Origin of the sequence: Streptomyces sp. NPDC056948 (assembly GCF_042674225.1) — a bacterium.
Lineage (GTDB): Bacteria > Actinomycetota > Actinomycetes > Streptomycetales > Streptomycetaceae > Streptomyces > Streptomyces purpurascens.
This window is the reverse complement of the sequence record NZ_JBHUQX010000121.1, coordinates 1-22,080: the sequence shown is the minus strand read 5'-3', so window position 1 is coordinate 22,080 and position 22,080 is coordinate 1. Positions and strand designations below refer to the sequence as shown.

19 protein-coding genes and 1 riboswitch are annotated in these 22,080 nt (G+C 69.3%); of the genes, 11 read left to right on the top strand and 8 right to left on the bottom strand.

The window, feature by feature from the left end; genetic code table 11:
• The first annotated feature begins 228 nt into the window (after positions 1-228).
• The gene (gene cyc1 / locus ACFTZL_RS17810; RefSeq protein WP_382583178.1) at positions 229-1,314 is read left to right on the top strand and encodes an epi-isozizaene synthase; all 1,086 of its coding nucleotides are present in this window, start codon (positions 229-231) and stop codon (positions 1,312-1,314) included.
• A complete protein-coding gene (locus tag ACFTZL_RS17805; RefSeq protein ID WP_382583175.1) occupies positions 1,311-2,678 on the top strand; it encodes a cytochrome P450 in 1,368 nt (455 codons plus the stop codon). The genes cyc1 and ACFTZL_RS17805 overlap by 4 nt, the downstream gene beginning before the upstream one ends.
• Before the next feature lie 14 nt (positions 2,679-2,692).
• Here ACFTZL_RS17805 and ACFTZL_RS17800 read toward each other — a convergent pair whose 3' ends face one another.
• The 6 genes from ACFTZL_RS17800 to ACFTZL_RS17775 all read right to left on the bottom strand — a co-directional run bounded on the left by ACFTZL_RS17800 (position 2,693) and on the right by ACFTZL_RS17775 (position 10,521).
• A complete protein-coding gene (locus ACFTZL_RS17800; RefSeq protein WP_382583172.1) occupies positions 2,693-3,655 on the bottom strand; it encodes a GlxA family transcriptional regulator in 963 nt (320 codons plus the stop codon).
• Positions 3,656-3,903: 248 nt separating this feature from the next.
• Positions 3,904-4,908 (bottom strand): ribonucleotide-diphosphate reductase subunit beta, encoded by a 1,005-nt coding sequence (locus tag ACFTZL_RS17795; RefSeq protein ID WP_382583169.1) that lies wholly within the window; start codon positions 4,906-4,908, stop codon positions 3,904-3,906.
• 56 nt (positions 4,909-4,964) lie between these two features.
• Entirely contained in the window at positions 4,965-7,337 is a 2,373-nt protein-coding gene (locus tag ACFTZL_RS17790) for a ribonucleoside-diphosphate reductase subunit alpha (RefSeq protein ID WP_382583166.1), read from the bottom strand.
• A 144-nt stretch (positions 7,338-7,481) separates the two neighbouring features.
• Positions 7,482-7,575: riboswitch (cobalamin riboswitch) on the bottom strand.
• Between the two features lie 164 nt (positions 7,576-7,739).
• Entirely contained in the window at positions 7,740-9,368 is a 1,629-nt protein-coding gene (mctP, locus tag ACFTZL_RS17785; protein ID WP_382583163.1) for a monocarboxylate uptake permease MctP, read from the bottom strand.
• Positions 9,365-9,619 carry a DUF3311 domain-containing protein gene (locus ACFTZL_RS17780; protein ID WP_382583160.1) on the bottom strand — a complete coding sequence of 85 codons (255 nt, stop codon included), beginning with the start codon at positions 9,617-9,619 and terminating at the stop codon, positions 9,365-9,367. Before ACFTZL_RS17780 ends, mctP begins: the two co-directional genes overlap by 4 nt.
• Before the next feature lie 137 nt (positions 9,620-9,756).
• Positions 9,757-10,521: a GntR family transcriptional regulator gene (locus tag ACFTZL_RS17775; protein ID WP_382583157.1), complete on the bottom strand. Its 765-nt coding sequence runs from the start codon at positions 10,519-10,521 to the stop codon at positions 9,757-9,759.
• Positions 10,522-10,787: 266 nt separating this feature from the next.
• On the opposite strand from ACFTZL_RS17775, the gene ACFTZL_RS17770 reads away from it, so the two are divergent.
• The 6 genes from ACFTZL_RS17770 (at position 10,788) to ACFTZL_RS17745 (ending at position 16,351) form a co-directional block, all read left to right on the top strand.
• Positions 10,788-12,068 (top strand): extracellular solute-binding protein, encoded by a 1,281-nt coding sequence (locus ACFTZL_RS17770; protein ID WP_382583154.1) that lies wholly within the window; start codon positions 10,788-10,790, stop codon positions 12,066-12,068.
• A gap of 73 nt (positions 12,069-12,141) precedes the next feature.
• The gene (locus ACFTZL_RS17765) at positions 12,142-13,128 is read left to right on the top strand and encodes a carbohydrate ABC transporter permease (RefSeq protein ID WP_382583151.1); all 987 of its coding nucleotides are present in this window, start codon (positions 12,142-12,144) and stop codon (positions 13,126-13,128) included.
• A complete protein-coding gene (locus ACFTZL_RS17760; protein WP_382583148.1) occupies positions 13,125-13,967 on the top strand; it encodes a carbohydrate ABC transporter permease in 843 nt (280 codons plus the stop codon). Before ACFTZL_RS17765 ends, ACFTZL_RS17760 begins: the two co-directional genes overlap by 4 nt.
• 9 nt (positions 13,968-13,976) lie before the next feature.
• Positions 13,977-15,524, top strand: a complete 1,548-nt coding sequence (locus tag ACFTZL_RS17755; RefSeq protein ID WP_382583145.1) for a glycoside hydrolase family 3 protein — start codon at positions 13,977-13,979, stop codon at positions 15,522-15,524.
• A gap of 30 nt (positions 15,525-15,554) precedes the next feature.
• Positions 15,555-15,803, top strand: coding sequence for a helix-turn-helix transcriptional regulator (locus ACFTZL_RS17750; RefSeq protein ID WP_184590604.1), 249 nt, complete (start codon positions 15,555-15,557; stop codon positions 15,801-15,803).
• On the top strand, positions 15,800-16,351 hold the full coding sequence (locus ACFTZL_RS17745) for a hypothetical protein (protein ID WP_382583142.1): 552 nt from the start codon (positions 15,800-15,802) through the stop codon (positions 16,349-16,351). The genes ACFTZL_RS17750 and ACFTZL_RS17745 overlap by 4 nt, the downstream gene beginning before the upstream one ends.
• A 75-nt stretch (positions 16,352-16,426) precedes the next feature.
• Here the strand turns inward: ACFTZL_RS17745 and nagB are convergent, their stop codons facing one another.
• Positions 16,427-17,212: a glucosamine-6-phosphate deaminase gene (gene nagB / locus ACFTZL_RS17740; RefSeq protein ID WP_382583139.1), complete on the bottom strand. Its 786-nt coding sequence runs from the start codon at positions 17,210-17,212 to the stop codon at positions 16,427-16,429.
• Between the two features lie 246 nt (positions 17,213-17,458).
• Here nagB and ACFTZL_RS17735 point away from each other — a divergent pair, with 246 nt between their 5' ends.
• Positions 17,459-18,532 carry an SIS domain-containing protein gene (locus ACFTZL_RS17735; protein WP_382583136.1) on the top strand — a complete coding sequence of 358 codons (1,074 nt, stop codon included), beginning with the start codon at positions 17,459-17,461 and terminating at the stop codon, positions 18,530-18,532.
• Positions 18,533-18,643: 111 nt separating this feature from the next.
• Here the strand turns inward: ACFTZL_RS17735 and ACFTZL_RS17730 are convergent, their stop codons facing one another.
• Complete coding sequence (locus tag ACFTZL_RS17730) at positions 18,644-19,396, bottom strand: SDR family oxidoreductase (RefSeq protein WP_382583133.1); 753 nt, start codon at positions 19,394-19,396, stop codon at positions 18,644-18,646.
• Between the two features lie 97 nt (positions 19,397-19,493).
• On the opposite strand from ACFTZL_RS17730, the gene ACFTZL_RS17725 reads away from it, so the two are divergent.
• Both ACFTZL_RS17725 and ACFTZL_RS17720 read left to right on the top strand, forming a co-directional pair.
• Positions 19,494-20,192 carry a TetR/AcrR family transcriptional regulator gene (locus ACFTZL_RS17725; RefSeq protein WP_382583130.1) on the top strand — a complete coding sequence of 233 codons (699 nt, stop codon included), beginning with the start codon at positions 19,494-19,496 and terminating at the stop codon, positions 20,190-20,192.
• 378 nt (positions 20,193-20,570) lie between these two features.
• Positions 20,571-22,037 (top strand): sensor histidine kinase, encoded by a 1,467-nt coding sequence (locus tag ACFTZL_RS17720; protein WP_382583182.1) that lies wholly within the window; start codon positions 20,571-20,573, stop codon positions 22,035-22,037.
• Positions 22,038-22,080: the final 43 nt, after the last annotated feature.

Here is a 22,080-nt window from a genome sequence, read left to right as displayed (position 1 = left end):
GTGTCGTTCGCCTGTCCGTCGCACGTTCGATCGCTTCTGCTCTCCTGGTGATCCGTTACCAGTCACACACCGGGAGGATCCCGGCACTGTGGGGTAGTGAATGAAGCAAATGCGTTCCCAGAACGGTCAGTTGTAGTGCTGAATGGGATGAGCGGGGTATGCAACGGCGCACGCCCGGCACGAAGGGAGGGGCGCTCGCGCCAACTGGCGGCTGAGAGGGGTTAGTTCGTGCATGCTTTGTCACACGGCACCACATCGACACCGACCACCATCGCAGTTCCACCGTCGCTCTCTCTCCCGGTGATCGAGGCGGCGTTTCCCCGGCAACTCCACCCGTATTGGCCGAAGTGCCAGGAGAAGACCCGGGCCTGGCTGCTCGAAAAGCGGCTCATGCCCGCGGACAAGGTGGAGGAATATGCCGACGGCCTTTGCTACACCGACCTCATGGCCGGGTACTACATCGGCGCCCCCGACGAGGTCCTCCAGGCGATCGCGGACTACAGCGCCTGGTTCTTCGTCTGGGACGACCGGCACGACCGCGACATCGTGCACGGCCGTCCGGTCGCCTGGCGGCGGCTGCGGGACCGGCTGCACACGGCCCTCGACTTCCCCGGGGCGCACCTGCACCACGAGGACCCACTGGTCGCCGGGTTCGCGGACAGCGTGCTGCGGCTGTACGCGTTCCTGCCGAGGACGTGGAACCTCCGGTTCGCCCGGCACTTCCACGCGGTGGTCGACGCATACGACCGGGAGTTCCACAACCGCACCCATGGAATCGTGCCCACGGTCGATGAATATCTCCGGTTGCGCCGGCTCACCTTCGCTCACTGGATATGGACGGATCTGCTGGAGCCGGCCGCGGGATGCGAAATACCCGACCCGGTTCGGAAGCACCCAACATACCGGCGTGCGGCGCTGCTGAGTCAGGAATTCGCCGCCTGGTACAACGACCTCTGCTCCCTTCCCAAGGAAATAGCGGGCGACGAGGTGCACAATCTCGGAATCAGTCTCATCACCCATGAGGGGCTGACTCTGGAACAGGCTGTCGTGGACCTCAGGAACCGGGTCGAGAATTGCATCACGGAATTTCTTGACGTCGAACAGGACGCCATACGGTTCGCCGACGACCTCGCCGACGGCACCGTGCGGGGAAAGGAACTGAGCGCCGCCGTGCGGGCCTGTCTGAGCAATATGCGCAACTGGTTCAGTTCCGTCTACTGGTTCCACCACGAGTCCGGCCGGTACATGGTCGACAGCTGGGACGACCGGTCCACGCCCCCGTACGTCAACAACGAAGCGGCAGGTGAGAAATGACCGTCGAGTCTGTGCAACCCGAAGCCCTGACTCCGGATCTGCGTGAGCCGCCCCGGGCGGGCGGCGGTGTCCCCGGCCTCGGACACGGCTGGAAGCTCGTGCGCGACCCGCTGGCGTTCATGTCCCGGCTGCGCGACCACGGCGACGTGGTCCGCCTGAAGCTCGGTCCGAAGACCGTGTACGCCGTCACCACCCCGGACCTCACCGGCGCGCTGGCGCTGAGCAACGACTTCATCATCGCCGGGCCGCTCTGGGAGTCCCTGGAGGGCCTGCTCGGCAAGGAGGGCGTGGCCACGGCGAACGGGCCGCGGCACCGGCGCCAGCGGCGCACCATCCAGCCCGCCTTCCGGCTCGACGCCATCCCCGCCTACGGCCCGATCATGGAGGAGGAGGCGCACGCGCTGACCGAGCGCTGGAAGCCCGGCGAGACCGTCGACTGCACCTCCGAGTCCTTCCGGGTGGCCGTGCGCATCGCGGCCCGCTGTCTGCTGCGCGGCGACTTCATGGACGAGCGGGCGGAGCGGCTGTGCGTCGCGCTCGCCACCGTCTTCCGCGGGATGTACCGGCGGATGGTGGTCCCGCTCGGGCCGCTCTACAAGCTGCCGCTCCCGGCCAACCGCGAATTCAACCGGGCATTGGCCGATTTGCATCTCCTGGTCGACGAGATCGTCGCCGAGCGCCGGGCATCCGGTCAAAAGCCGGACGATTTGCTGACGGCATTGCTGGAGGCGAAGGACGAGAATGGCGACCCCATCGGGGAACAGGAGATCCACGATCAGGTCGTCGCGATCCTCACCCCCGGCAGCGAAACCGTCGCCTCCACGATCATGTGGCTGTTGCATATGCTCGCGGAACACCCTGAACAGGCGGACCGGGTGCGTGACGAAGTAGATGCCGTCACCGGTGGGAGGCCGGTGGCATTCGAGGACGTCCGGGGACTCAGGCACACCAACAATGTCGTCGTCGAGGCCCTGCGTTTGCGCCCCGCCGTCTGGATTCTGACGCGCCGCGCGGTACGGGACACGGAACTCGGCGGATACCGGATTCCGGCCGGGGCGGACATCGTCTACAGCCCGTACGCGATCCAGCGCGACGCGAAGTCGTACGCGCGGAACCTCGAGTTCGACCCCGATCGCTGGCTGCCGGACCGGGTCAAGGACATCCCGAAGCACGCCATGAGCCCGTTCAGCGTGGGCAACCGCAAGTGCCCGAGCGACCACTTCTCGATGTCCCAGCTCACGCTGATCACGGCGGCGCTGGCCGCCAGGTACCGCTTCGAGCAGGTGGCCGGTTCGAACGACGGCACGCGCGTCGGCATCACGCTCCGGCCGCACGACCTGCGGCTGCGGCCGGTACCGAGGTGACAGGCCGGTGATCGTCAGGCCGCTTCGGGGCCTCTGAACGTGCGCCGGTAGGCGTTCGGCGTGGTGCCCACCGCCCGCACGAAGTGGTGGCGCAGCGTGGCCGCGTTGCCGAACCCCGTTCGGCCGGCGATCGCGTCCATCGTCTCGTCCGTCGCCTCCAGCAGCCGCTGGGCCAGCAGCACCCGCTGCCGCAGGACCCAGCGGTAGGGAGTCGTCCCCGTCTCCTGCTGGAAGCGGCGGGCGAAGGTGCGCGGGGACATGTGGGCGCGGGCGGCAAGCTGCTCGACGGTGACCTCCTCGTCGAGATGCTGCTCCATCCACGCCAGCACCTCGCCGATCGCGTCGCCCTCGGAGAGCGGCAGCGGGCGCTCGATGTACTGGGCCTGGCCGCCGTCGCGGTGGGGCGGCACCACCATCCGCCGGGCGATCTTGTTGGCGACCTCGGAGCCCTGTTCCTTGCGTACCAGGTGCAGACAGGCGTCGATCCCGGCGGCCGTGCCGGCGGAGGTGATCACGGGGTCCTCGTCGACGTAGAGCACGTCCGGCTCCACGACCGCCCGGGGGTACTGCCGGGCGAGGTCCCCCGCGTGCTTCCAGTGCACGGCGCAGCGGCGGTCGTCCAGCAGCCCGGCAGCGGCCAGCACGAAGGCGCCGGAGCAGACGCTGAGCACCCGGGCGCCGCGGCCGACGCCGCGCCGCAGGGCGTCCAGCAACTCGGGCGGGAACGCGCGGGACGCGTAGCTGTGCCCGGCCGGCACCGCGATCAGGTCGGCCGTCTCCAGCCGCTCCAGGCCGTGCTCGACCTGAAGCGAGATGCCCGAGTTCATGCGCAGGGACGGGCCCTCGGCCGAGGCGACCGCGAAATCGTAGACCGGCAGGCCGTCGTCGCTGCGGTCGGTGCCGAAGACCTCGCACACCACACCGAGTTCGAAAGGGTTCACGCCGTCGAGCAGGACGACGGCCACGTTCTGGAGCATGTCTCCAGTGTGCCTCGTCCGTGGCAGTAATTCGAGGGTCTACGGCAGTACTGCCACTGACGGTAAGGAGTCATCGGCGCGACAGTGGTGTCCATGGAAACGAACCAGGCACAGACACTCATCGCAATGATCTTCGTAGTCGGGACGCTGGTCCTCCTGGTCCTCCCGTCAGTGATCGGCATCGTGCGCGACAGGCGCGTCGAACGTCAGATCCGGGAGGCCCAGGAGGCCCGGGAGAGCGAGCCGGCTCAGAAGTCCTCGTCCAGGTCGACGGTGCCCTCCACCGCAACCTGGTACGCCGAGGGCCGCCGCTCGAAGAAGTTGGTCAGCTCCTGAACCCCCTGGAGCTCCATGAAGGAGAAGGGGTTCTCGGAGCCGTACACCGGAGCGAAGCCGAGCCGGGTGAGCCGCTGGTCGGCGACGCACTCCAGGTACTGCCGCATCGACTCGGTGTTCATGCCCGGGAGGCCGTCACCGCACAGGTCGCGCGCGAACTGCAGCTCGGCCTCGACGGCCTCCCGCAGCATGTCCGTGACCTGCTGCTCGAGCTGGTCGTCGAACAGCTCCGGCTCCTCCTTGCGGACGGTGTCGACCACGTCGAAGGCGAAGGACATGTGCATCGTCTCGTCGCGGAACACCCAGTTGGTGCCGGTGGCCAGGCCGTGCAGCAGGCCCCGGCTGCGGAACCAGTAGACGTAGGCGAAGGCACCGTAGAAGAACAGGCCCTCGATGCACGCGGCGAAGCAGATCAGGTTCAGCAGGAAACGGCGGCGGTCGGCCTGGGTCTCCAGCCGGTCCAGCTTGTCCACCGAGTCCATCCACTTGAAGCAGAACCCTGCCTTCTCGCGGATGGAGGGGATGTTCTCCACGGCGTCGAACGCGGCGGCGCGGTCCTCCGGGTCGGGGAGATAGGTGTCGAGCAGCGTCAGATAGAACTGGACGTGGACGGCCTCCTCGAAGAGCTGCCGGCTCAGATACAGCCGCGCCTCGGGGGAGTTGATGTGCTTGTACAGCGTCAGCACCAGGTTGTTCGCGACGATCGAGTCGCCCGTCGCGAAGAAGGCGACCAGCCGGCCGATCAGGTGCTGCTCCATCGGGGACAGTTTCGCGAGGTCGGCCACGTCCGAGTGGAGGTCGACCTCCTCCACGGTCCAGGTGTTCTTGATGGCGTCCCGGTAGCGCTCGTAGAAGTCCGGGTAGCGCATGGGGCGCAGGGTGAGCTCGAAGCCGGGGTCGAGAAGGTTCCGGGTCATAACAGTCGGCGCGAAGCGCCGTCCTCCAGGGGTGGCGGTCGGGTGGCGGGTGGGAATTACTGGCAGGCCTCGCAGGACTCGGGGTTTTCCAGGGAGCAGGCGACCGCTTCGGGATCCGGGGTGGTGGCCTGTACGGGGACAGTGGCCTGTGCCGCGCGGGCGATGCGGGTCGCCGGGCGCGAGCGCAGGTAGTACGTCGTCTTCAGCCCGGCCTTCCAGGCGTACGCGTACATCGAGGAGAGCTTGCCGATGGTCGGCGTCTCCATGAAGAGGTTCAGGGACTGGGACTGGTCCAGGAACGGTGTCCGGGCCGCCGCCATGTCGATCAGGCCGCGCTGCGGGACCTCCCACGCCGTGCGGTAGAGCGCCCGTACGTCCTCGGGGATCCAGGCGAACTCCTGCACCGAGCCGTTCGCCTCGCGCAGCGCCTCCCGGCTGCGGGCGTCCCACACGCCGAGCCGCTTCAGCTCGTCCACCAGGTAGGAGTTGACCTGGAGGAACTCACCCGACAGCGTCTCGCGCTTGAACAGGTTGGACACCTGCGGCTCGATGCACTCGTACACGCCCGCGATGGAGGCGATGGTGGCCGTGGGCGCGATGGCGAGGAGCAGGGAGTTGCGCATGCCGGTCGTGGCGATGCGCTCGCGCAGGGCCGCCCAGCGCTCGGGCCAGGTCAGCTCCGTGTCGTAGTGGTCGGGGTGCAGCACGCCCCTGGCCGTACGGGTCTTCTCCCAGGCCGGCAGCGGGCCGCTGCGCTCGGCCAGGTCGGTGGAGGCCTCGTACGCGGCGAGCATGATGCGCTCGGCGATGCGGGTGGAGAGCCGCTTGGCCTCCGGCGAGTCGAAGGGCAGGCGCAGCTTGAAGAAGACGTCCTGCAGGCCCATGGCCCCGAGGCCGACCGGACGCCACCGGGCGTTGGAGCGGCCCGCCTGCTCGGTCGGGTAGAAGTTGATGTCCACGACCCGGTCGAGGAACGTGACGGCCGTACGGACGGTCTCGTCCAGCCGCTCCCAGTCGAGGTCGCCGGTCGATGTGTCGACAAAGGAACCCAGGTTGACCGACCCCAGGTTGCAGACCGCCGTCTCCCCGTCGTCGGTGACCTCCAGGATCTCCGTGCAGAGGTTGGAGGAGTGGACGACGTGGCCCGGCTCGGCCGTCTGGTTGGCGGTGCGGTTGGCGGCGTCCTTGAAGGTCATCCAGCCGTTGCCGGTCTGCGCGAGGGCGCGCATCATGCGGCCGTACAGCTCACGGGCGGGCAGGGTCTTCTTCGCCAGGCCCTTGGCCTCGGCCGCCCGGTACGCGGCGTCGAACTCCTCGCCGTACAGGTCGACCAGCTCGGGCACGTCCGAGGGGGAGAACAGCGACCACTGCCCGTCGGCGTTCACCCGCCGCATGAACTCGTCCGGCACCCAGTGCGCCAGGTTCAGGTTGTGCGTACGGCGGGCGTCCTCGCCGGTGTTGTCGCGCAGCTCCAGGAACTCCTCGATGTCGGAGTGCCAGGTCTCCAGATAGACCGCGGCCGCGCCCTTGCGGCGGCCGCCCTGGTTCACGGCGGCGACCGAGGCGTCCAGGGTCTTCAGGAACGGGACGATGCCGTTGGAGTGGCCGTTGGTGCCGCGGATCAGCGAACCGCGCGCCCGGATCCGGGAGTACGACAGCCCGATGCCGCCCGCGTGCTTCGACAGCCGGGCCACCTGGTGGTACCGGTCGTAGATCGAGTCCAGCTCGTCCTTGGGGGAGTCGAGGAGGTAGCAGGACGACATCTGGGGGTGCCGGGTGCCGGAGTTGAAGAGGGTGGGGGAGGAGGGGAGGTAGTCGAGGCGGCTCATGAGCCCGTAGAGCGCGGCGACCTCGTCGACGGACTGTGCCGTGTCGTCCTCGGCGAGGCCGGCGGCGACGCGCAGCATGAAGTGCTGGGGCGTCTCGACGACCTTGCGGGTGATCGGGTGGCGGAGCAGGTAGCGGCTGTGCAGGGTCCGCAGGCCGAAGTAGCCGAAGCGGTCGTCGGCGGCCCGGTCGATCAGCGCGTCGAGCCGGGCGGCGTGCAGGCGCACGAACTCGGCGGTCCGGTCGGCGATCAGGCCCTCCCGGTGGCCGACCGCGACGGACTCGGTGAAGGACGTGACACCCTGCGAGGCGGCCTCGGCGCGGATGCCGATCGTCAGCAGGCGCGCGGCCAGCCGGGAGTAGGCGGGGTCCTCGGAGATGAGGCCGGCGGCCGCCTCCGTCGCGAGCTCGCGCAGCTCCACGATGACATCCGGCACGGCCCCCCGCGCAGACCGGCCGCGCAGCGCGGCGGCGGCGACCCGGCCGGGGTCGGCGTCGGGGAGATCGGCGGTCAGCTCGGTCAGGGTCCGCAGCAGCGCGGCTCCGGGACCGTCCTGCTCTTCTTCGGAAGCTGAGACCGGTTCGGCTGGCGCGATGGTCACGTGGGGCTCTCCCTCGCTCGGCAAGGGGCCTCGCACAGGGCAGGGGGCAGCACACGAGCGCACGCGGCGTCGCGTCCACCGGCCCATTCCACGAGGCCCGGACGTCAGGGCACCCCGGCCGGACGGCCGGGTGCGCTGTCGACAGGTCCTCGGACTGACTCTTGTACGTGACGTTTCTGGGAACAGACATGCACAAGTACACCGTTGCGGGACAGTTCCGGATTCGCACCGGATTCCCCTGCGGCGACAGCGAGCACGAGCATACATCTTGTGCTGGGTTCCAGTAGCACCCCCAGATGTTGTGTCGAACGTGGCAGCGGGCCGCCGTGATGCTTTGTCACGGTGGCCCGCTGCGGGGGTGTATGCGGTTGTTCGCGCGGTTCCCCGCGCCCCTGAGTCGGTTCAGTGAGCGGAGCCTGCGGTAGCCGGGGGAAGCTCCACCTGGACCCCCGGGTCGCCCGCGTCGGCCGTGTAGTCCTCCGGCTTGGTCTCGTCGATGCCGTCGGGGGCCTTGAGGGCCTTCAGGACGAAGGTGAGGACCACCGTCACCACCACGTTCAGGACGAACGCCGTGAGGCCGATGTAGCCGATCTCACCGATGCCGGGGATCTCCTTCGAGGAGCCGCCGAAGTGCTTCTGGGTCGGCGAGGCCACCCCGTACGCGGCGGCCGTGCCGTAGACCATGCCGACCGCCCAGCCCGCGAGCAGCGCCCAGCGGTGGAACCAGCGGGTGAACAGGCCGCCGACCAGGGCCGGGAAGGTCTGCAGGATCCAGATGCCGCCCAGGAGCTGGAAGTTGATGGCGACCGTCTTGTCCATGGTGAGGACGAACGCCAGCGCGCCCACCTTGACCAGGAGCGAGACCAGCTTGGAGACCTTCGTCTCCTGGGCCGGCGTCGCGTCCGGCTTGATGAAGTCCTTGTAGATGTTGCGGGTGAAGAGGTTCGCGGCCGCGATGGACATGATGGCCGCCGGCACCAGCGCTCCGATGCCGATCGCCGCGAAGGCCACGCCGGCGAACCAGTCCGGGAACATCGTCTCGAAAAGCTGCGGGATCGCGAGCTGCCCGTTCTGCACCTTGATCCCGGCCGCGATCGCCATGAAGCCGAGCAGCGCGAGCAGGCCCAGCATCAGCGAGTACAGCGGCAGGATCGTGGTGTTGCGGCGGATCACCTCACGGCTGCGCGAGGACAGCGTCGCCGTGATCGAGTGCGGGTACATGAACAGCGCGAGCGCCGAGCCGAGCGCCAGCGTGGCGTACGTCCACTGCCCCGCCTCCGCCGGTACCAGCGCACCGCGCGGCGCGCCCGTCGCCGGGTTGGTCTGGCTGTACGCGTCGCCCGCCCTGGCGAAGATCTCGTCGAAGCCGCCCAGCTTGATCGGGATGTAGATGATCGCCACCGCGATGACGATGTAGATCAGGGTGTCCTTGACGAAGGCGATCAGGGCGGGAGCCCGCAGGCCCGACGAGTACGTGTAGGCCGCCAGCACGCCGAACGCGATCAGCAGCGGCAGGTCCTTGATGAACCAGTTGGTGTCCTCGCCGCCGCCGACGCCCATCACGTCCAGCACGGCCTGGATGCCGACGAGCTGGAGCGCGATGTACGGCATGGTCGCGAGGATGCCGGTGACGGCCACGGCCAGCGACAGGCCCTTGGAACCGAAGCGGCCGCGCACGAAGTCGGACGTCGTCACGTACCCGTGCTTGTGGGACACCGACCACAGGCGGGGGAGGAAGGTGAAGATCAGCGGGTAGACCAGGATCGTGTACGGCACCGCGAAGAAGCCGGCCGCGCCCGCCGCGTAGATCGCCGCCGGTACGGCCACGAAGGTGTACGCCGTGTACAGGTCGCCGCCGAGCAGGAACCACGTGACCCAAGTGCCGAACGACCGGCCGCCCAGGCCCCACTCGTCGAGGCTGTTCTCGTTCTCGGCCTTGCGCCACCGTGAGGCCAGGAAGCCCATGACCGTGACGAGCAGGAAGAAGAAGATGAAGACGGCGAGTGCGACGCCGTTCACGCCGTCCTTCACCGCGTACCTCCCTGACGGGCGCGCTGGTCACGCTGCCACAGCTTGTAGGCGGTCATCGTCAGCGCGGTGGAGATGATCACCCACGCCATCTGGTACCAGTAGAAGAACGGGATGCCGATGAAGGCCGGGTCGGTCTTGGCGTAGGAGCCGACCCACAGCATGGCCACGAAGGGCGCTAGGAGGCAGAGGGCGATGACGACGCGCATCGGCGTCACCACCGGTCCTCTACTGGCTTCTGGGGCTTGCGACATCAGGCGGCTCCGTCCCCTCAGTGATCACCTGTGTAATGCGCAGGCAATCTAGGTCAGGGTGCGGCGGGAACGGAACCCCTCGTCCGCAATGCGGTACCCAATAGAAACCCGGGCTCACCAGCGGTCCGCGGCGTGCGCTACTCGACAGGCCGCTTCAGTCGTGCCACGAACTTGTACCGGTCCCCCCGGTACACCGACCGCACCCACTCCACCGGCTGCCCCTCCCGGTCCAGCGAGTGCCGGGACAGCATCAGCATCGGCAGGCCGACGTCCGTGCCGAGCAGGCCGGCCTCGCGCGGGGTGGCCAGCGAGGTCTCGATGGTCTCCTCGGCCTCCGCGAGATGGACGTCGTAGACCTCGGCGAGCGCGGTGTACAGGGACGTGTACTTCACCAGCGACCGCCGCAGCGCGGGGAAGCGCTTGGCGGACAGATGAGTGGTCTCGATGGCCATCGGCTCGCCGTTGGCCATGCGCAGCCGCTCGATGCGCAGCACGCGTCCGCCGGGCGTGATGTCGAGCAGGCCGGCGAGGCGGTCGTCGGCGGTGATGTAGCCGATGTCCAGGAGCTGCGAGGTGGGTTCGAGGCCCTGGGCGCGCATGTCCTCGGTGTACGAGGTCAGTTGCAGCGCCTGGGAGACCTTTGGCTTGGCGACGAACGTGCCCTTGCCCTGGATGCGCTCCAGACGGCCCTCGACGACCAGCTCCTGAAGCGCCTGGCGCACGGTCGTGCGCGAGGTGTCGAACTCCGCCGCCAGCGTGCGCTCGGGAGGCACCGGCGTGCCGGGTGCCTGGGTGTCCGTCATATCGAGCAGGTGCTTCTTCAGGCGGTAGTACTTGGGCACGCGTGCGGTACGGACGGGTGCCCCGCTCTCGTTCTCCGCACTGCTGACGTCGGTGCTCATGCTCCGCCTTCCCGGCTCGGTCTGCCGACACGATCCCACTTGTATACCGTCGGCGCCGCTTTTGGTCTAGTCCACCACGTCCAGTGGTCTACCTGAAGTATGGCGTGTGCAGCCGGTATTTCGCTGGCTTATTACTTAAAGGTTCCTGCATATGTAGGTCGCATAACGGCTGGTCAGAGCCTTATCGCGCCTCTTGACAGGTCTCGTGGTCCAAGCCAAGCTCCTCCCTACTGGTCTACACCAATGGTCCAGCTGAGGAGGGTGGCGTGAAGCGCAAGCTGATATCCGCGATCGGTATCGCGGGCATGATGGTCTCCATCGCGGCGTGCGGGGGCGAGGGCAATGGTTCGGACAAGGGCGGCGCGGACGCCAAGGAGCTGACCGTCTGGCTCACCGTCGACGCCCAGAACAACTGGCCGCAGCTGGTGAAGGCCGCCGACGCCGCGGTGCAGAAGAAGCACCCCGGCCTCAAGATCAACCACGAGTACTACGGCTGGCCCGACAAGAACGCCAAGCTCGACGCCGTCCTCGCCACCGACAAGGCCCCCGACGTGGTCGAGATGGGCAACACCGAGATGCTCGGCTACATGGTCAAGGGCGCCTTCGCTCCCCTGGACCCGGCGAAGTTCGACAACTCCGACGCCTGGCTGGACGGCCTCAAGGCCTCGGTCACCTACGAGGACAAGACCTACGGCGTCCCGTACTACGCCGGCGGCCGCGTCGCCAACTGGCGCAAGGACATCGCGGCTTCGGTCGGTGTGAAGACGCCCCCGAAGACCTACAAGGAGCTCACCGCCGCCCTGGACAAGATCCAGAAGAAGGAGGGCGGCAAGTACAACGCCTGGTACCAGCCCACCCGCGACTGGTACGCGGCCATGTCCTTCGTCTACGACGCCGGCGGCGCCATCGCCACCGAGTCGGGCGGTCAGTGGAAGGCCAGTCTCTCCTCGCCCGAGTCCCTCAAGGGCCTGACGGAGTTCAAGAACGTCGTCGACTCCTACATGCACGGCGACAAGACCAAGGACGAGTCCGACCGCTACATCGTCTACGGCCAGGGCAAGTCCGCCATGATCTTCGCCGCCGCCTGGGAGGGCGCGACCGCCGAGGACCCCAAGAACGACAAGACCGGCAAGCTCAAGGGCAACCTCGAGAACTTCGTGATGCCCGGCCCGTCCGGCAAGAACATGCCCGTCTTCCTGGGCGGCAGCGACCTCGCCGTGCCGGTGAAGTCCGACGCGCAGGACCTGGCCGCCGAGTGGATCAACGCGTACACCGGCTCCTCCGGGCAGAAGGGCCTGATGGCCAAGGGCAATCTGCCCAACAACAAGACCGACCTCGCGACGCTGAAGAACGACCCGGCGACCGCGGTCCCCGCCACCGCGGCCGAGTCCAACTGGTTCGTCCCGATGGCCCCCGGCTGGGGCCAGGTCGAGAAGGCGCAGATCCTGCAGACCATGCTGCAGAGCATCGGCACCGGCAAGAAGTCGGTCGAATCCGCCGCCAAGGACGCGGACGCCGCGATCGACAAGGTCATCAACACGAAGTGACCTACGGGCGGGGCTCCCTCACCGGGCGGAGCCCCGCCGTCGTCAGACCTGAGGGAGCGCCGAGGAGCACGCGATGAGTGCCGCAGACACCACCACCCCCGCCAAGGTGCCGCCACCGCGGCAGGCACCGCCACCCCCTTCCGACGATCTGCCACGGGTGAAGCGGCCGTCGGGCGGGGCCACGGCCCCCTGGCTGCTGCTCGCGCCCTGCCTGCTGATCCTCGCCCTGGTCATGGGCTATCCGCTGGCCCGGCTGGTCACCCTGTCCTTCCAGAAGTTCGGGCAGTCCCAGCTCTGGGGCTTCCAGCCGGCCGAGTCGGTCGGGTTCGACAACTTCGCCAAGGTGCTGGGCGACGGCGAGTTCTGGGCCGTCGTCCTGCGGACCATCGTCTTCGCGGCCGGAGCCGTCGTCTTCACCATGGTGATCGGCATGGCGCTCGCCCTGCTGCTCCAGCGGGTCTCCGGCTGGCTGAAGGTGCTCATCAACATCGTGCTGGTGGCGAGCTGGGGCATGCCGGTGATCGTGGCGACCACGGTCTTCAAGTGGCTCTTCGACTCGGACTACGGCGTCCTCAACGCGCTGCTCAGCAAGCTTCCCGGCGTGGAGATGATCGGCCACAACTGGTTCGCGAGCGGGCCCCAGGGCCTGGCCGTGATCATGCTGCTGGTGGTGTGGGGAGCCGTGCCGTTCGTGGTGATCACGCTCAGCGCCGGACTCACCCAGGTCCCGAAGGAACTGGAGGAGGCGGCCCGTCTGGACGGCGCCGGGTCCTGGGGCGTCTTCCGCTACGTCACCCTGCCCGTCCTCAAGCCGATCATCGTGATGCTCACGACCCTGTCGGTCATCTGGGACATGGGCGTCTTCCCCCAGGTGTTCGTCATGCGCAACGGCCACCCCGAGCCGGAGTTCCAGGTCCTCAACACCTACTCCTACGACCGGGCGTTCGTGGTCAACGACTACGCGCAGGGCTCGGCCATCGCACTGATCACCGTCCTGCTGCTGCTCGGCGTGGTCGCCGTCTACATGCGGCAGATGCTGAAGATCGGAGAGGTCGAATGAGCACGCTCGCCGGAGCCGGCCGCCGTAAGTCGCGGCTCGGCTGGAACCTCCTCGGCCTCCTGGTCTTCGTCGTCGCCGGCTTCCCGCTCTACTGGATGCTCAACACGGCGTTCAAGCCCGCCAAGGACGCCATCGACCCGGACCCGAGCCTGCTGCCCACCGGCATCACCTTCGCCAACTTCGGCCGGGCGCTGGACATCGCCGACTTCTGGGGCCCGGTGGGCCGCAGCCTGGTGGTGTCGCTGGCGGTCGTCGTCATCGGCATGGTCGTCGGGCTGCTGGCCGCGCTCGCCATCTCCCGGTTCGCCTTCCGCGGCCGGAAGATCGTGATCGTGGGCATCCTGGCGGTCCAGATGGTGCCGTTGGTCGCCATGATCATCCCGGTGTTCCTGCTGCTCAACGACCTGGGCCAGTACGACCGGCTGACCGGCCTCATCATCACGTATCTGACCTTCATCCTCCCGTTCACGGTGTGGACGCTGCGCGGCTTCATCGTCAACATCCCGAAGGAACTGGAGGAGGCGGCCATGGTCGACGGCTGCTCCCGCACGGGCGCCTTCCTCCGGGTCGTCTTCCCGCTCCTGGCCCCCGGCATGGTCGCCACCTCGGTCTACGGCTTCATCCAGGCCTGGAACGAATACCTCTACGCCCTGATGCTGCTCAGCCAGAAGAACCAGACCGCGACCGTCTGGCTCGGCAACTTCACCACCAAGCACGGCACCGAATACGCCCCGATGATGGCCGGCGCCACGATGATGGCCGTGCCCATCGTCGCCCTCTTCCTCCTCGTCCAGCGCAAGATGGCCGCGGGCCTGACCGCGGGCGCCGTGAAGGGATGACCCCACCCGATGACGACACTCGCCCGCGGTGCCGACACGCTCACGCGTGACGCCCTGACGGTTCTCCAGCCCGGCTTCACCGGCACCACCGCCCCCGACTGGCTGCTGCGCCGGCTCGGTGAGGGCCTCGCCTCCGTCGGCCTGTTCGGCCGCAACATCGCCTCGCCCGGCCAACTGGCCGCGCTCACCGCGCAGCTCCGGGCCGAGCGCGACGACGTGCTGGTCGCGATCGACGAGGAAGGCGGTGACGTGACCCGCCTCGAGGTGCGGTCCGGCTCCTCCTTCCCGGGCAACCACGCGCTCGGCGCGGTCGACGACGTCGAGCTGACGCGAGCCGTAGCCCACGAACTGGGCCGCCGCCTCGCGGCCTGCGGTGTGAACCTCAACTGGGCCCCGTCCGCCGACGTGAACTCCAACCCGTCCAACCCGGTGATCGGCGTCCGCTCCTTCGGCGCCGACACCGACCTGGCCGCCCGGCACACCGCGGCCTATGTGTCGGGCCTGCAGTCCGCCGGAGTCGCCGCCTGCACCAAGCACTTCCCCGGCCACGGAGACACGGCCGTCGACTCCCACCACTCCCTCCCGCGCATCGACGTCCCCGCGGACGTGCTCGCCGACCGCGAACTGACCCCGTTCCGCGCGGCCATCGCCGCCGGCACCCGGGCCGTGATGAGCGCCCACATCCTGGTCCCGGCCCTGGACCCCGACCACCCGGCCACGCTCTCCCGGCGCGTCCTGACCGGCCTGCTGCGCGGCGAACTCGGCTACGACGGCCTCATCGTCACCGACGGCATGGAGATGCGGGCCATCGCCGGCACCTACGGCATCGAACGCGGCAGCGTCCTCGCCGTCGCCGCCGGAGCCGACGCGATCTGCGTGGGCGGCGGCCTGGCCGACGACGCGACCGTACTGCGGCTGCGCGACGCCCTGGTCACGGCGGTACGCGCGGGCGAACTGCCGGAGGAACGCCTCGCCGACGCCGCCGACCGGGTACGGGCGCTGGCCCGCTGGGCGAGCACGGCCGGCCGCTCGCCCGAGGACCCGCACGGCGACGAGATCGGCCTGCGGGCCGCCCGCCGCGCCCTCACGGTGACCGTCGCACCGGGCCCGGAGCGCCCGGAGAGCTTCAAGCCCCTCACCGAACCGCCCTACGTCGCCGCCCTCACCCCCGTCGCCAACATCGCGGTCGGCGACGAGACCCCGTGGGGCGTCGCCGCGGAACTCATCCACCTCCTGCCGGGCACCGTGACCGGCAGCTTCTCCGCCCAGAACGGCAAGGGCGACGACAGCGGGGAGAGTGCCGGACGGGCGGCCCTCCAGGCGGCCGGTCCGCGCCGCATCGTCGCCGTCGTCCGCGACGAGCACCGCCACCCCTGGATGGCCTCGGCCCTCGACACCCTGCTGGCGGCCCGCCCCGACACCATCGTGGTCGAGATGGGCGTCCCCCAGGCCGCCCCGCGCGGCGCCCTGCACATCGCCACCCATGGCGCGGCCCGCGTCTGCGGCAGGGCGGCAGCCGAGGTGATCACCGGCCTCGCCGGGATCACGGGGTTGTAAGGCTGCACCTGAATGTAGTACTTCTTATACATGAGCGAGCAGGTGCACAACAGGTTGGCCATGGTGCGTGCCGAACGGAAGGTGTCGCGCCAGAGCCTGGCCGAGGCAGTGGGAGCCCACTACCAGACCATCGGCTACATCGAGCGAGGGCAGTACAACCCGAGCCTCGACCTGGCGCTGAAGATCTCGAAGTTCTTCGGCCTGCCGGTCGAGGCCGTGTTCTCCCTCGAACCGTTCCGGCCGCTCACGGACGAGGTCTACGGGAGGAACCAGCCATGACGACGACACGCCTCACCCGCTACGACCGCAGCATGCTGCGGCTGATGAACGACCGCCGGGGCCAGGCCTGGTACGCCACGGCGGCACGCCGGCGCCTGGCCGTCGCGGCGCACATCACCCTCACCGTGGCCCTCGGCGGACTGATGACCCACTTCCTCCTCGCCGAGGGCGAGCCGCTGTGGCCCGTCGCCGTGATGGCCGTAGTGCTGCTTCCCTGGATGGTCGCGACCGGCGTCATCAACGGCGCCACCAGGGGCCTGCTGGAGCTGCGCGAACACGTCCTGGACGAGCGGCAGTCGACGGAACGCAGCCGCGTCCTGGCCCGCGCCCACCGCATGACGACCCTGCTCCTGGCAGCGGTGGCGGTTGCCTTGCTGATCACGGGCGGCGTCGCCGGCGACGCCCCGAAGGCCTACGCCGCGCCCCTGCTCCTCGCCGTTCTCGTCGCCCACTGGCTGATGCCGCTCTGGGTGGCCGGCCTGCGCGCCCAGGACGAGCCGGCCGAGGACGACGTACTGGAGGCCGGGGCCCCCGCGTCTGCGGCGTGACGCGAACGGCAGGGTCTCCGGCGACAGGGACTCCAGCGACAGGGCTCTAGCGACAGGGGCTCTGAAGGGCAGGCCCTAGATCCCCTGCCACTCCGGCTTGTTGACGTACGTGTGCCGGAAGTAGTCCGCGAGCTTCAGCTTCGACGCGGCGGCCTCGTCGACGACGACGGTCGCGTGGGGGTGGAGCTGGAGCGCGGACGCGGGGCACACCGCGGCGACCGGCCCTTCCACCGTCGCCGCGACCGCGTCCGCCTTGCCCTCGCCGGTGGCGAGCAGTACCAGGTGCCGGGCCTCCAGGATGGTGCCGATGCCCTGCGTGATCACATGGTGCGGCACCTGGTCGATGTCGCCGTCGAAGAAGCGCGCGTTGTCGATCCGGGTCTGCTCGGTCAGCGTCTTGATCCGGGTCCGCGACGCCAGTGACGAGCACGGCTCGTTGAACCCTATGTGCCCGTCGGTCCCGATCCCGAGCAGCTGAAGGTCCACACCCCCAGCGTCCGACAGTACCTTGTCGTACGCCTCGCACGCGCCCTGCACGTCCTCGGCGGTGCCGTCCGGGCCCGTGAACTGGCCCATCCCGATCCCGAGCGGCTCCAGCACTTCGCGCCGCAGCACCGAGCGGTACGACTCCGGATGGTCGGCGGGCAGCCCCACGTATTCGTCGAGCTGCGCGATCCGCGCCCCCGTGACGTCCACGGCACCGGAGAGCACCTTGGCCGCCAGCGCCTCGTACACGGGCAGCGGCGTCGAGCCCGTGGCCACGCCGAGCAGCGCCTCGGGCTTGCGCCGGAGCAGCTGGGCCATGGCCTCGGCGATGAGCTCGCCGCCCGCCTTGGCGTCCGGAACGATCACAACTTCCACGCTGGGCCTGCCTCTCTGAGAGGAATGCTCGACTGGGACTGGACCCACGAGGGGCCATGTGGTTTAGACCAATCTAACAGAGCGGGGCCGCCGCTCCCAGGGTGTACGCCCTCGCTCCCGAGCGGGCGGCACGACTGTGCCGACCAGGCCTCCACCAGGTGAACAGTCCCGGTCCCGCGGGGGCGTTCTCCGGCCCGGGGGAGTGGAATGGGACTGCAGTCACCCGCGCCACGGAAGGAACCCGCCATGACCGCCGCCGCCACACCGGACCCCCTCAGCGAGTTCCCGGGCCGGACCATGGTCCGGGAGATGGCGGAGCAGCCCGCCGTCCTGCGCCGGATCCTGGCCGACGGCGCCCCCGCCGTCCGGGACGTGGCACGGCGGATCGCCGCCCGCGCACCCCGCTTCGTCCTGCTGACCGCCCGCGGCACGTCCGACAACGCCGCTCTCTACGCCAAGTACCTTCTGGAGATCCGCCTCGGCCTGCCCTGCGGACTCACCTCGATGTCCACCACCACGGCCTACGGCGCCCGACCCGACCTCACGGACGTCCTCGTCGTCACCGTCAGCCAGTCCGGCGGCTCCCCGGACCTGGTCGCCTCGACCCGGGCCGCCCGCGAGGCCGGCGCGATCACCCTGGCCGTCACCAACAACCCCGGCTCACCGCTCGCCGACGTCTCCGAGTACCACATCGACATCATGGCCGGACCGGAGAAGGCGCTCCCCGCGACCAAGACCTACACCGCCTCCCTCCTGGCGCTCTACCTGTTCGTCGACGGCCTGCGCGGTGGCGACGGCGCGCCCGCGCACGTCCTTCCGGACCTCGCCGGGCAACTGCTCGCCCGGCAGGACGAGGTGCGCACCCTCGCCGCCCGGTACCGCTTCGCCGAGCGCATGGTGATCACCTCGCGCGGTTACGGCTACCCCACGGCCAAGGAGGCCGCCCTCAAGCTGATGGAGACCAGCTACATCCCCGCCCTCTCCTACTCCGGCGCCGATCTGCTGCACGGACCGCTCGCCATGGTGGACAACGTCTCCCCGGTCATCGCCGTGGTCACCGACGGCAAGGGCGGCGAAGCGCTCCAGCCCGTCCTCGACCGGCTGCGCGACCGCGGCGCCGATCTGGTCGTCATCGGCCCGAGGCATCAGGTCGAGCAGGCGACGGCCGGCTTCGTCCTGCCGACGGACGGTGTGGCCGAAGAGGTCCAGCCCGTCCTGGAGATCATCCCCCTCCAACTCCTCGCCTACGAGGTCACCATCGCCCGCGGCCAGGACCCGGACGCGCCTCGCGCCCTGGCGAAGGTGACGGAGACGCGCTGAACCACGGGGGACTCACGGGCGCCGGGGGGGGGGTGCCCTCGGTCCTGACCGCCGTCGCGCGAGCCCGGCTTGGGTGCGGGCGAGTGTGCCCCCGAGGTCGCCCGCGCCCGTCTACGTCAGCGAACCCCCCGTCACATCCACCCAGCTCCCCGTCACCCACCGGCCTCCGTCCGAGGCCAGGAACGCCACCACGTCGGCGACCTCGGCGGACTCGCCCACTCCGCCCAGCGCCGATAGCGCCGCGGCCTTCGCCCAGCCGTCGGCACTTCCGTGGAGCAGCTCGGCCGTGTTGTCCGTGTCGATGATCCCCGGCGCCACCGAGTTGACCGTGATGCCTCGAGGGCCCAGCACCTTGGACAGGTCCCGTGAGAGGACGTCCAGCGCGCCCTTCGTCATCGCGTACGCCACGTTGTCCGGCATCGCCGCCGTCCGGGCCAGGCCCGACGAGATGTTGACGACCCGGCCGCCGTCCCGCAGTCGCGTCATGCCGTGCTTGAGGATGAAGAACGGCGCCTTCACATTGACCGCGAAGACCTGGTCGTACTCCCGCTCGTCCAGTTCCCCGATCGGTCGCGTGGTCCCGATCCCCGCGTTGTTCACCAGGATGTCGAGCCCGTCCGCGTGCCGGTCGAACTCCTCCCACAGCGCCTCGGCGTCGCCCGGTACTCCGAGCTCCACGCCCACCGTGAACGCCGAGCCGCCCGCTGCCTCGATCGCAGCGGCCGTTTCCTTCGCCGCCGTCTCGCTCCTGCCGTAGTGCACCCCGACCCGCGCGCCGTCGCGCCCCAGCCGCTCGGCGATGCCTCGTCCGATGCCCCTGCTCGCCCCCGTGACGAGTGCGGTCCTGCCCGTGAGCACGCCCATGTCGGCTCCCCCTTCGCATTTTCCTAGCGGTCGCTACAGAAATGACCGTACAGCAGCCCGCCGACATTTCTCTAGTGCCCGCTATAAAATGCACCCCATGGTGAACGACGACGACGCGACAGCGAAGACCGAGAGGCGCGCAGCCGCGGACACCCGGAGGGCGGAGGTCTCGGCGGGGAGTCAGAGGAAGGGCAGGCCTCGCGGACGTCCCCGCTCCTTCGATCGCGAGACCGCGCTGGAGAAGGCCCTCCTGGCCTTCTGGGAGCACGGCTATGAGGCCACGTCCGTCTCCGATCTCACCCGCGTCATGGACATCGGCGCTCCCAGCCTCTACGCGGCCTTCGGTGACAAGCGCTCCCTCTTCGAGGAGGTCGTCCGCGTATACGGCACGGGGCACGGCTCGTTCACCGACCGTGCCCTCGCCGAGGAGCCCACCGCCCGGGCCGCCGTCGAGCGGGCACTGCGCGAGGCCGCCACCGCGTACACCGAACCCGGCCACCCGCACGGCTGCCTCGTCGTCCACGCCGCCACGAACTGCTCGGACGCCGAGGTCGAGCAGTCGCTGCGGGACCGCCGCAACGCCAACATCGCCGCGTTCGAGAGCCGTATCAGAGCCGATGCCGCCGCCGGCGTGCTGCCCTCGGGCACCGACGCCGCCGCCCTGGCCCGCCACGTCGGAGCGATGATCCAGGGCATGTCACAACAGGCGCGGGACGGGGCGAGCCGGGAGGAACTGGAGGCGGTCGCGAAAATTGCCATGACCATCTGGCCCCGCACAGGAACCCACACGGGTTAGGCTGCGTGGTGGACGTCAGTACGTCCGATTCGCGGGAGACAGAACAACAACGAACAGCCTCCAACGCATGGACACTCCCTAGTGGTCTAGTCCACAATGCGTAGGAGGGCGTTTGCGAAGCGCGTACAAGCCTCCGTCTTCCCCGCACAGGAGGACGGACCGAGGAACCGAGGCTCTCTGCCCTGACTGCCCCGGCTCCTCATCCTTCGGCCGACCGGGACCGCACACCCCACGGCCGATGCTGCTCCGGGCTGCGGTGCCGGGAGGGTTGAGGGTCCCTCTCAGGCGCCGCGGCCCGCGGGTGTTTCCGGGCCCGTACGGGAACCGAACATTTCAGAGCCGTACAAACCCCCGGGTACGCTCGCACACGTGCCCTCCATGAACGAACTCGTACGCCAGCACACCGCCCTCGACGACACCGATCTCGAGTGGCTGCACCTGCTGGTCTCGGAGTGGCAGTTGCTCTCCGACCTCTCCTTCGCCGACCTGGTCCTGTGGGTCCCCACCAGCGACGGCACCCGGTACGTCTCGGTCGCCCAGATGCGGCCCAACACCGGCCCGACCTCGTACCAGGACGACATGGTGGGCCACCTCGTCCCGCGAGGCCGCCGCCCCATGCTGGACGCCGCCCTCGACGAGGGCCGCATCGTGCGCGAGGGCGACCCCGAGTGGCGCGAAGAGGTTCCCGTCCGGGTCGAGTCGATCCCCGTGCGGCGGGAGGGACGCGTCCTCGGTGTCATCGCGCGCAACACCAACCTCCTCACCGTGCGTACCCCGAGCCGCCTGGAGCTCACCTACCTGCAGAGCGCCTCCGACCTCGCGCAGATGGTCGCGGCCGGCTCCTTCCCGTTCGCGAACCAGCAGCTCGACATGGACGCCTCGCCCCGCGTGGGCGACGGCCTCATCCGGCTCGACGCCGATGCCATCGTCCAGTACGCCTCACCGAACGCGCTCTCCGCCTACCATCGTCTCGGCCTCGCCTCCGACCTCGTCGGCCAGCACCTGGGCAGGACCACCGCCGAACTTGCCCCGACCCGGGGCCCGGTGGACGAGGCGCTCGCCAAGGTCGCCAGCGGCTGGGCGCCGCGCGAGTTCGAGATCGAGGCCAGCGACGGGGTGATCCAGTTCCGCGCGATCCCCCTCAGTCCCAAGGGCACCCGGATCGGCTCGCTGGTCCTGCTTCGTGACGTCACTGAACTCCGCCGTCGTGAACGAGAGTTGATCACCAAGGACGCGACGATCCGGGAGATCCACCACCGGGTCAAGAACAACCTCCAGACGGTGGCGGCCCTGCTCCGTCTCCAGGCCCGGCGCATCGAGTCCGACCGCGGCCGCGAGGCCCTCGAAGAAGCGGTGCGACGCGTCGGCTCGATTGCGATCGTGCACGAGACGCTCTCTCAGAACCTGGACGAGCGCGTCGAGTTCGACGACATCGCCGACCGTGTCCTGGCCATGGTCGCGGAAATCTCCCCGGGCAAGGTCACGGGCCGGCGCACCGGCCGCTTCGGCATCCTCGACGCCGAGGTCGCCACGCCGTTGTCGATGGTGCTGACCGAGGTTCTGCAGAACGCCCTGGAGCACGGCTTCCGCGAGGGCGACACCGGCACGGTCGAGGTGTCGGCGATCCGCGGCGGCACGAGCAAGGAGGCCCGACTGCTGGTCACCGTCCAGGACGACGGGGTCGGCCTGCCGGAAGGGTTCGATCCGCACACGGCCGGCAATCTGGGCCTGCAGATCGTCCGAACGCTGGTGGAGGGCGAGTTGGGCGGCACCTTCGACATGGTCCCGGCCCCGGAGCGCGGTACCCGTGTGATCCTCGACATCCCGGTGCGGTCACAGAAGTAGGAAACGGCCGACGGCCCTCCGCCGAAGGCCCCCTGAACAGCAT

Excerpts from the sequence above, each read along its gene's own strand:
- ACFTZL_RS17805 (WP_382583175.1), top strand. The coding sequence starts at position 1,311 with ATGACCGTCGAGTCTGTGCAACCCGAAGCCCTGACTCCGGATCTGCGT.
- ACFTZL_RS17800 (WP_382583172.1), bottom strand. The coding sequence starts at position 3,655 with ATGCTCCAGAACGTGGCCGTCGTCCTGCTCGACGGCGTGAACCCTTTC.
- ACFTZL_RS17795 (WP_382583169.1), bottom strand. The coding sequence starts at position 4,908 with ATGACCCGGAACCTTCTCGACCCCGGCTTCGAGCTCACCCTGCGCCCC.
- ACFTZL_RS17780 (WP_382583160.1), bottom strand. The coding sequence starts at position 9,619 with ATGTCGCAAGCCCCAGAAGCCAGTAGAGGACCGGTGGTGACGCCGATG.
- ACFTZL_RS17775 (WP_382583157.1), bottom strand. The coding sequence starts at position 10,521 with ATGAGCACCGACGTCAGCAGTGCGGAGAACGAGAGCGGGGCACCCGTC.
- ACFTZL_RS17765 (WP_382583151.1), top strand. The coding sequence starts at position 12,142 with ATGAGTGCCGCAGACACCACCACCCCCGCCAAGGTGCCGCCACCGCGG.
- ACFTZL_RS17760 (WP_382583148.1), top strand. The coding sequence starts at position 13,125 with ATGAGCACGCTCGCCGGAGCCGGCCGCCGTAAGTCGCGGCTCGGCTGG.
- ACFTZL_RS17755 (WP_382583145.1), top strand. The coding sequence starts at position 13,977 with ATGACGACACTCGCCCGCGGTGCCGACACGCTCACGCGTGACGCCCTG.
- ACFTZL_RS17750 (WP_184590604.1), top strand. The coding sequence starts at position 15,555 with ATGAGCGAGCAGGTGCACAACAGGTTGGCCATGGTGCGTGCCGAACGG.
- ACFTZL_RS17745 (WP_382583142.1), top strand. The coding sequence starts at position 15,800 with ATGACGACGACACGCCTCACCCGCTACGACCGCAGCATGCTGCGGCTG.
- ACFTZL_RS17735 (WP_382583136.1), top strand. The coding sequence starts at position 17,459 with ATGACCGCCGCCGCCACACCGGACCCCCTCAGCGAGTTCCCGGGCCGG.
- ACFTZL_RS17730 (WP_382583133.1), bottom strand. The coding sequence starts at position 19,396 with ATGGGCGTGCTCACGGGCAGGACCGCACTCGTCACGGGGGCGAGCAGG.
- ACFTZL_RS17725 (WP_382583130.1), top strand. The coding sequence starts at position 19,494 with ATGGTGAACGACGACGACGCGACAGCGAAGACCGAGAGGCGCGCAGCC.
- ACFTZL_RS17720 (WP_382583182.1), top strand. The coding sequence starts at position 20,571 with ATGAACGAACTCGTACGCCAGCACACCGCCCTCGACGACACCGATCTC.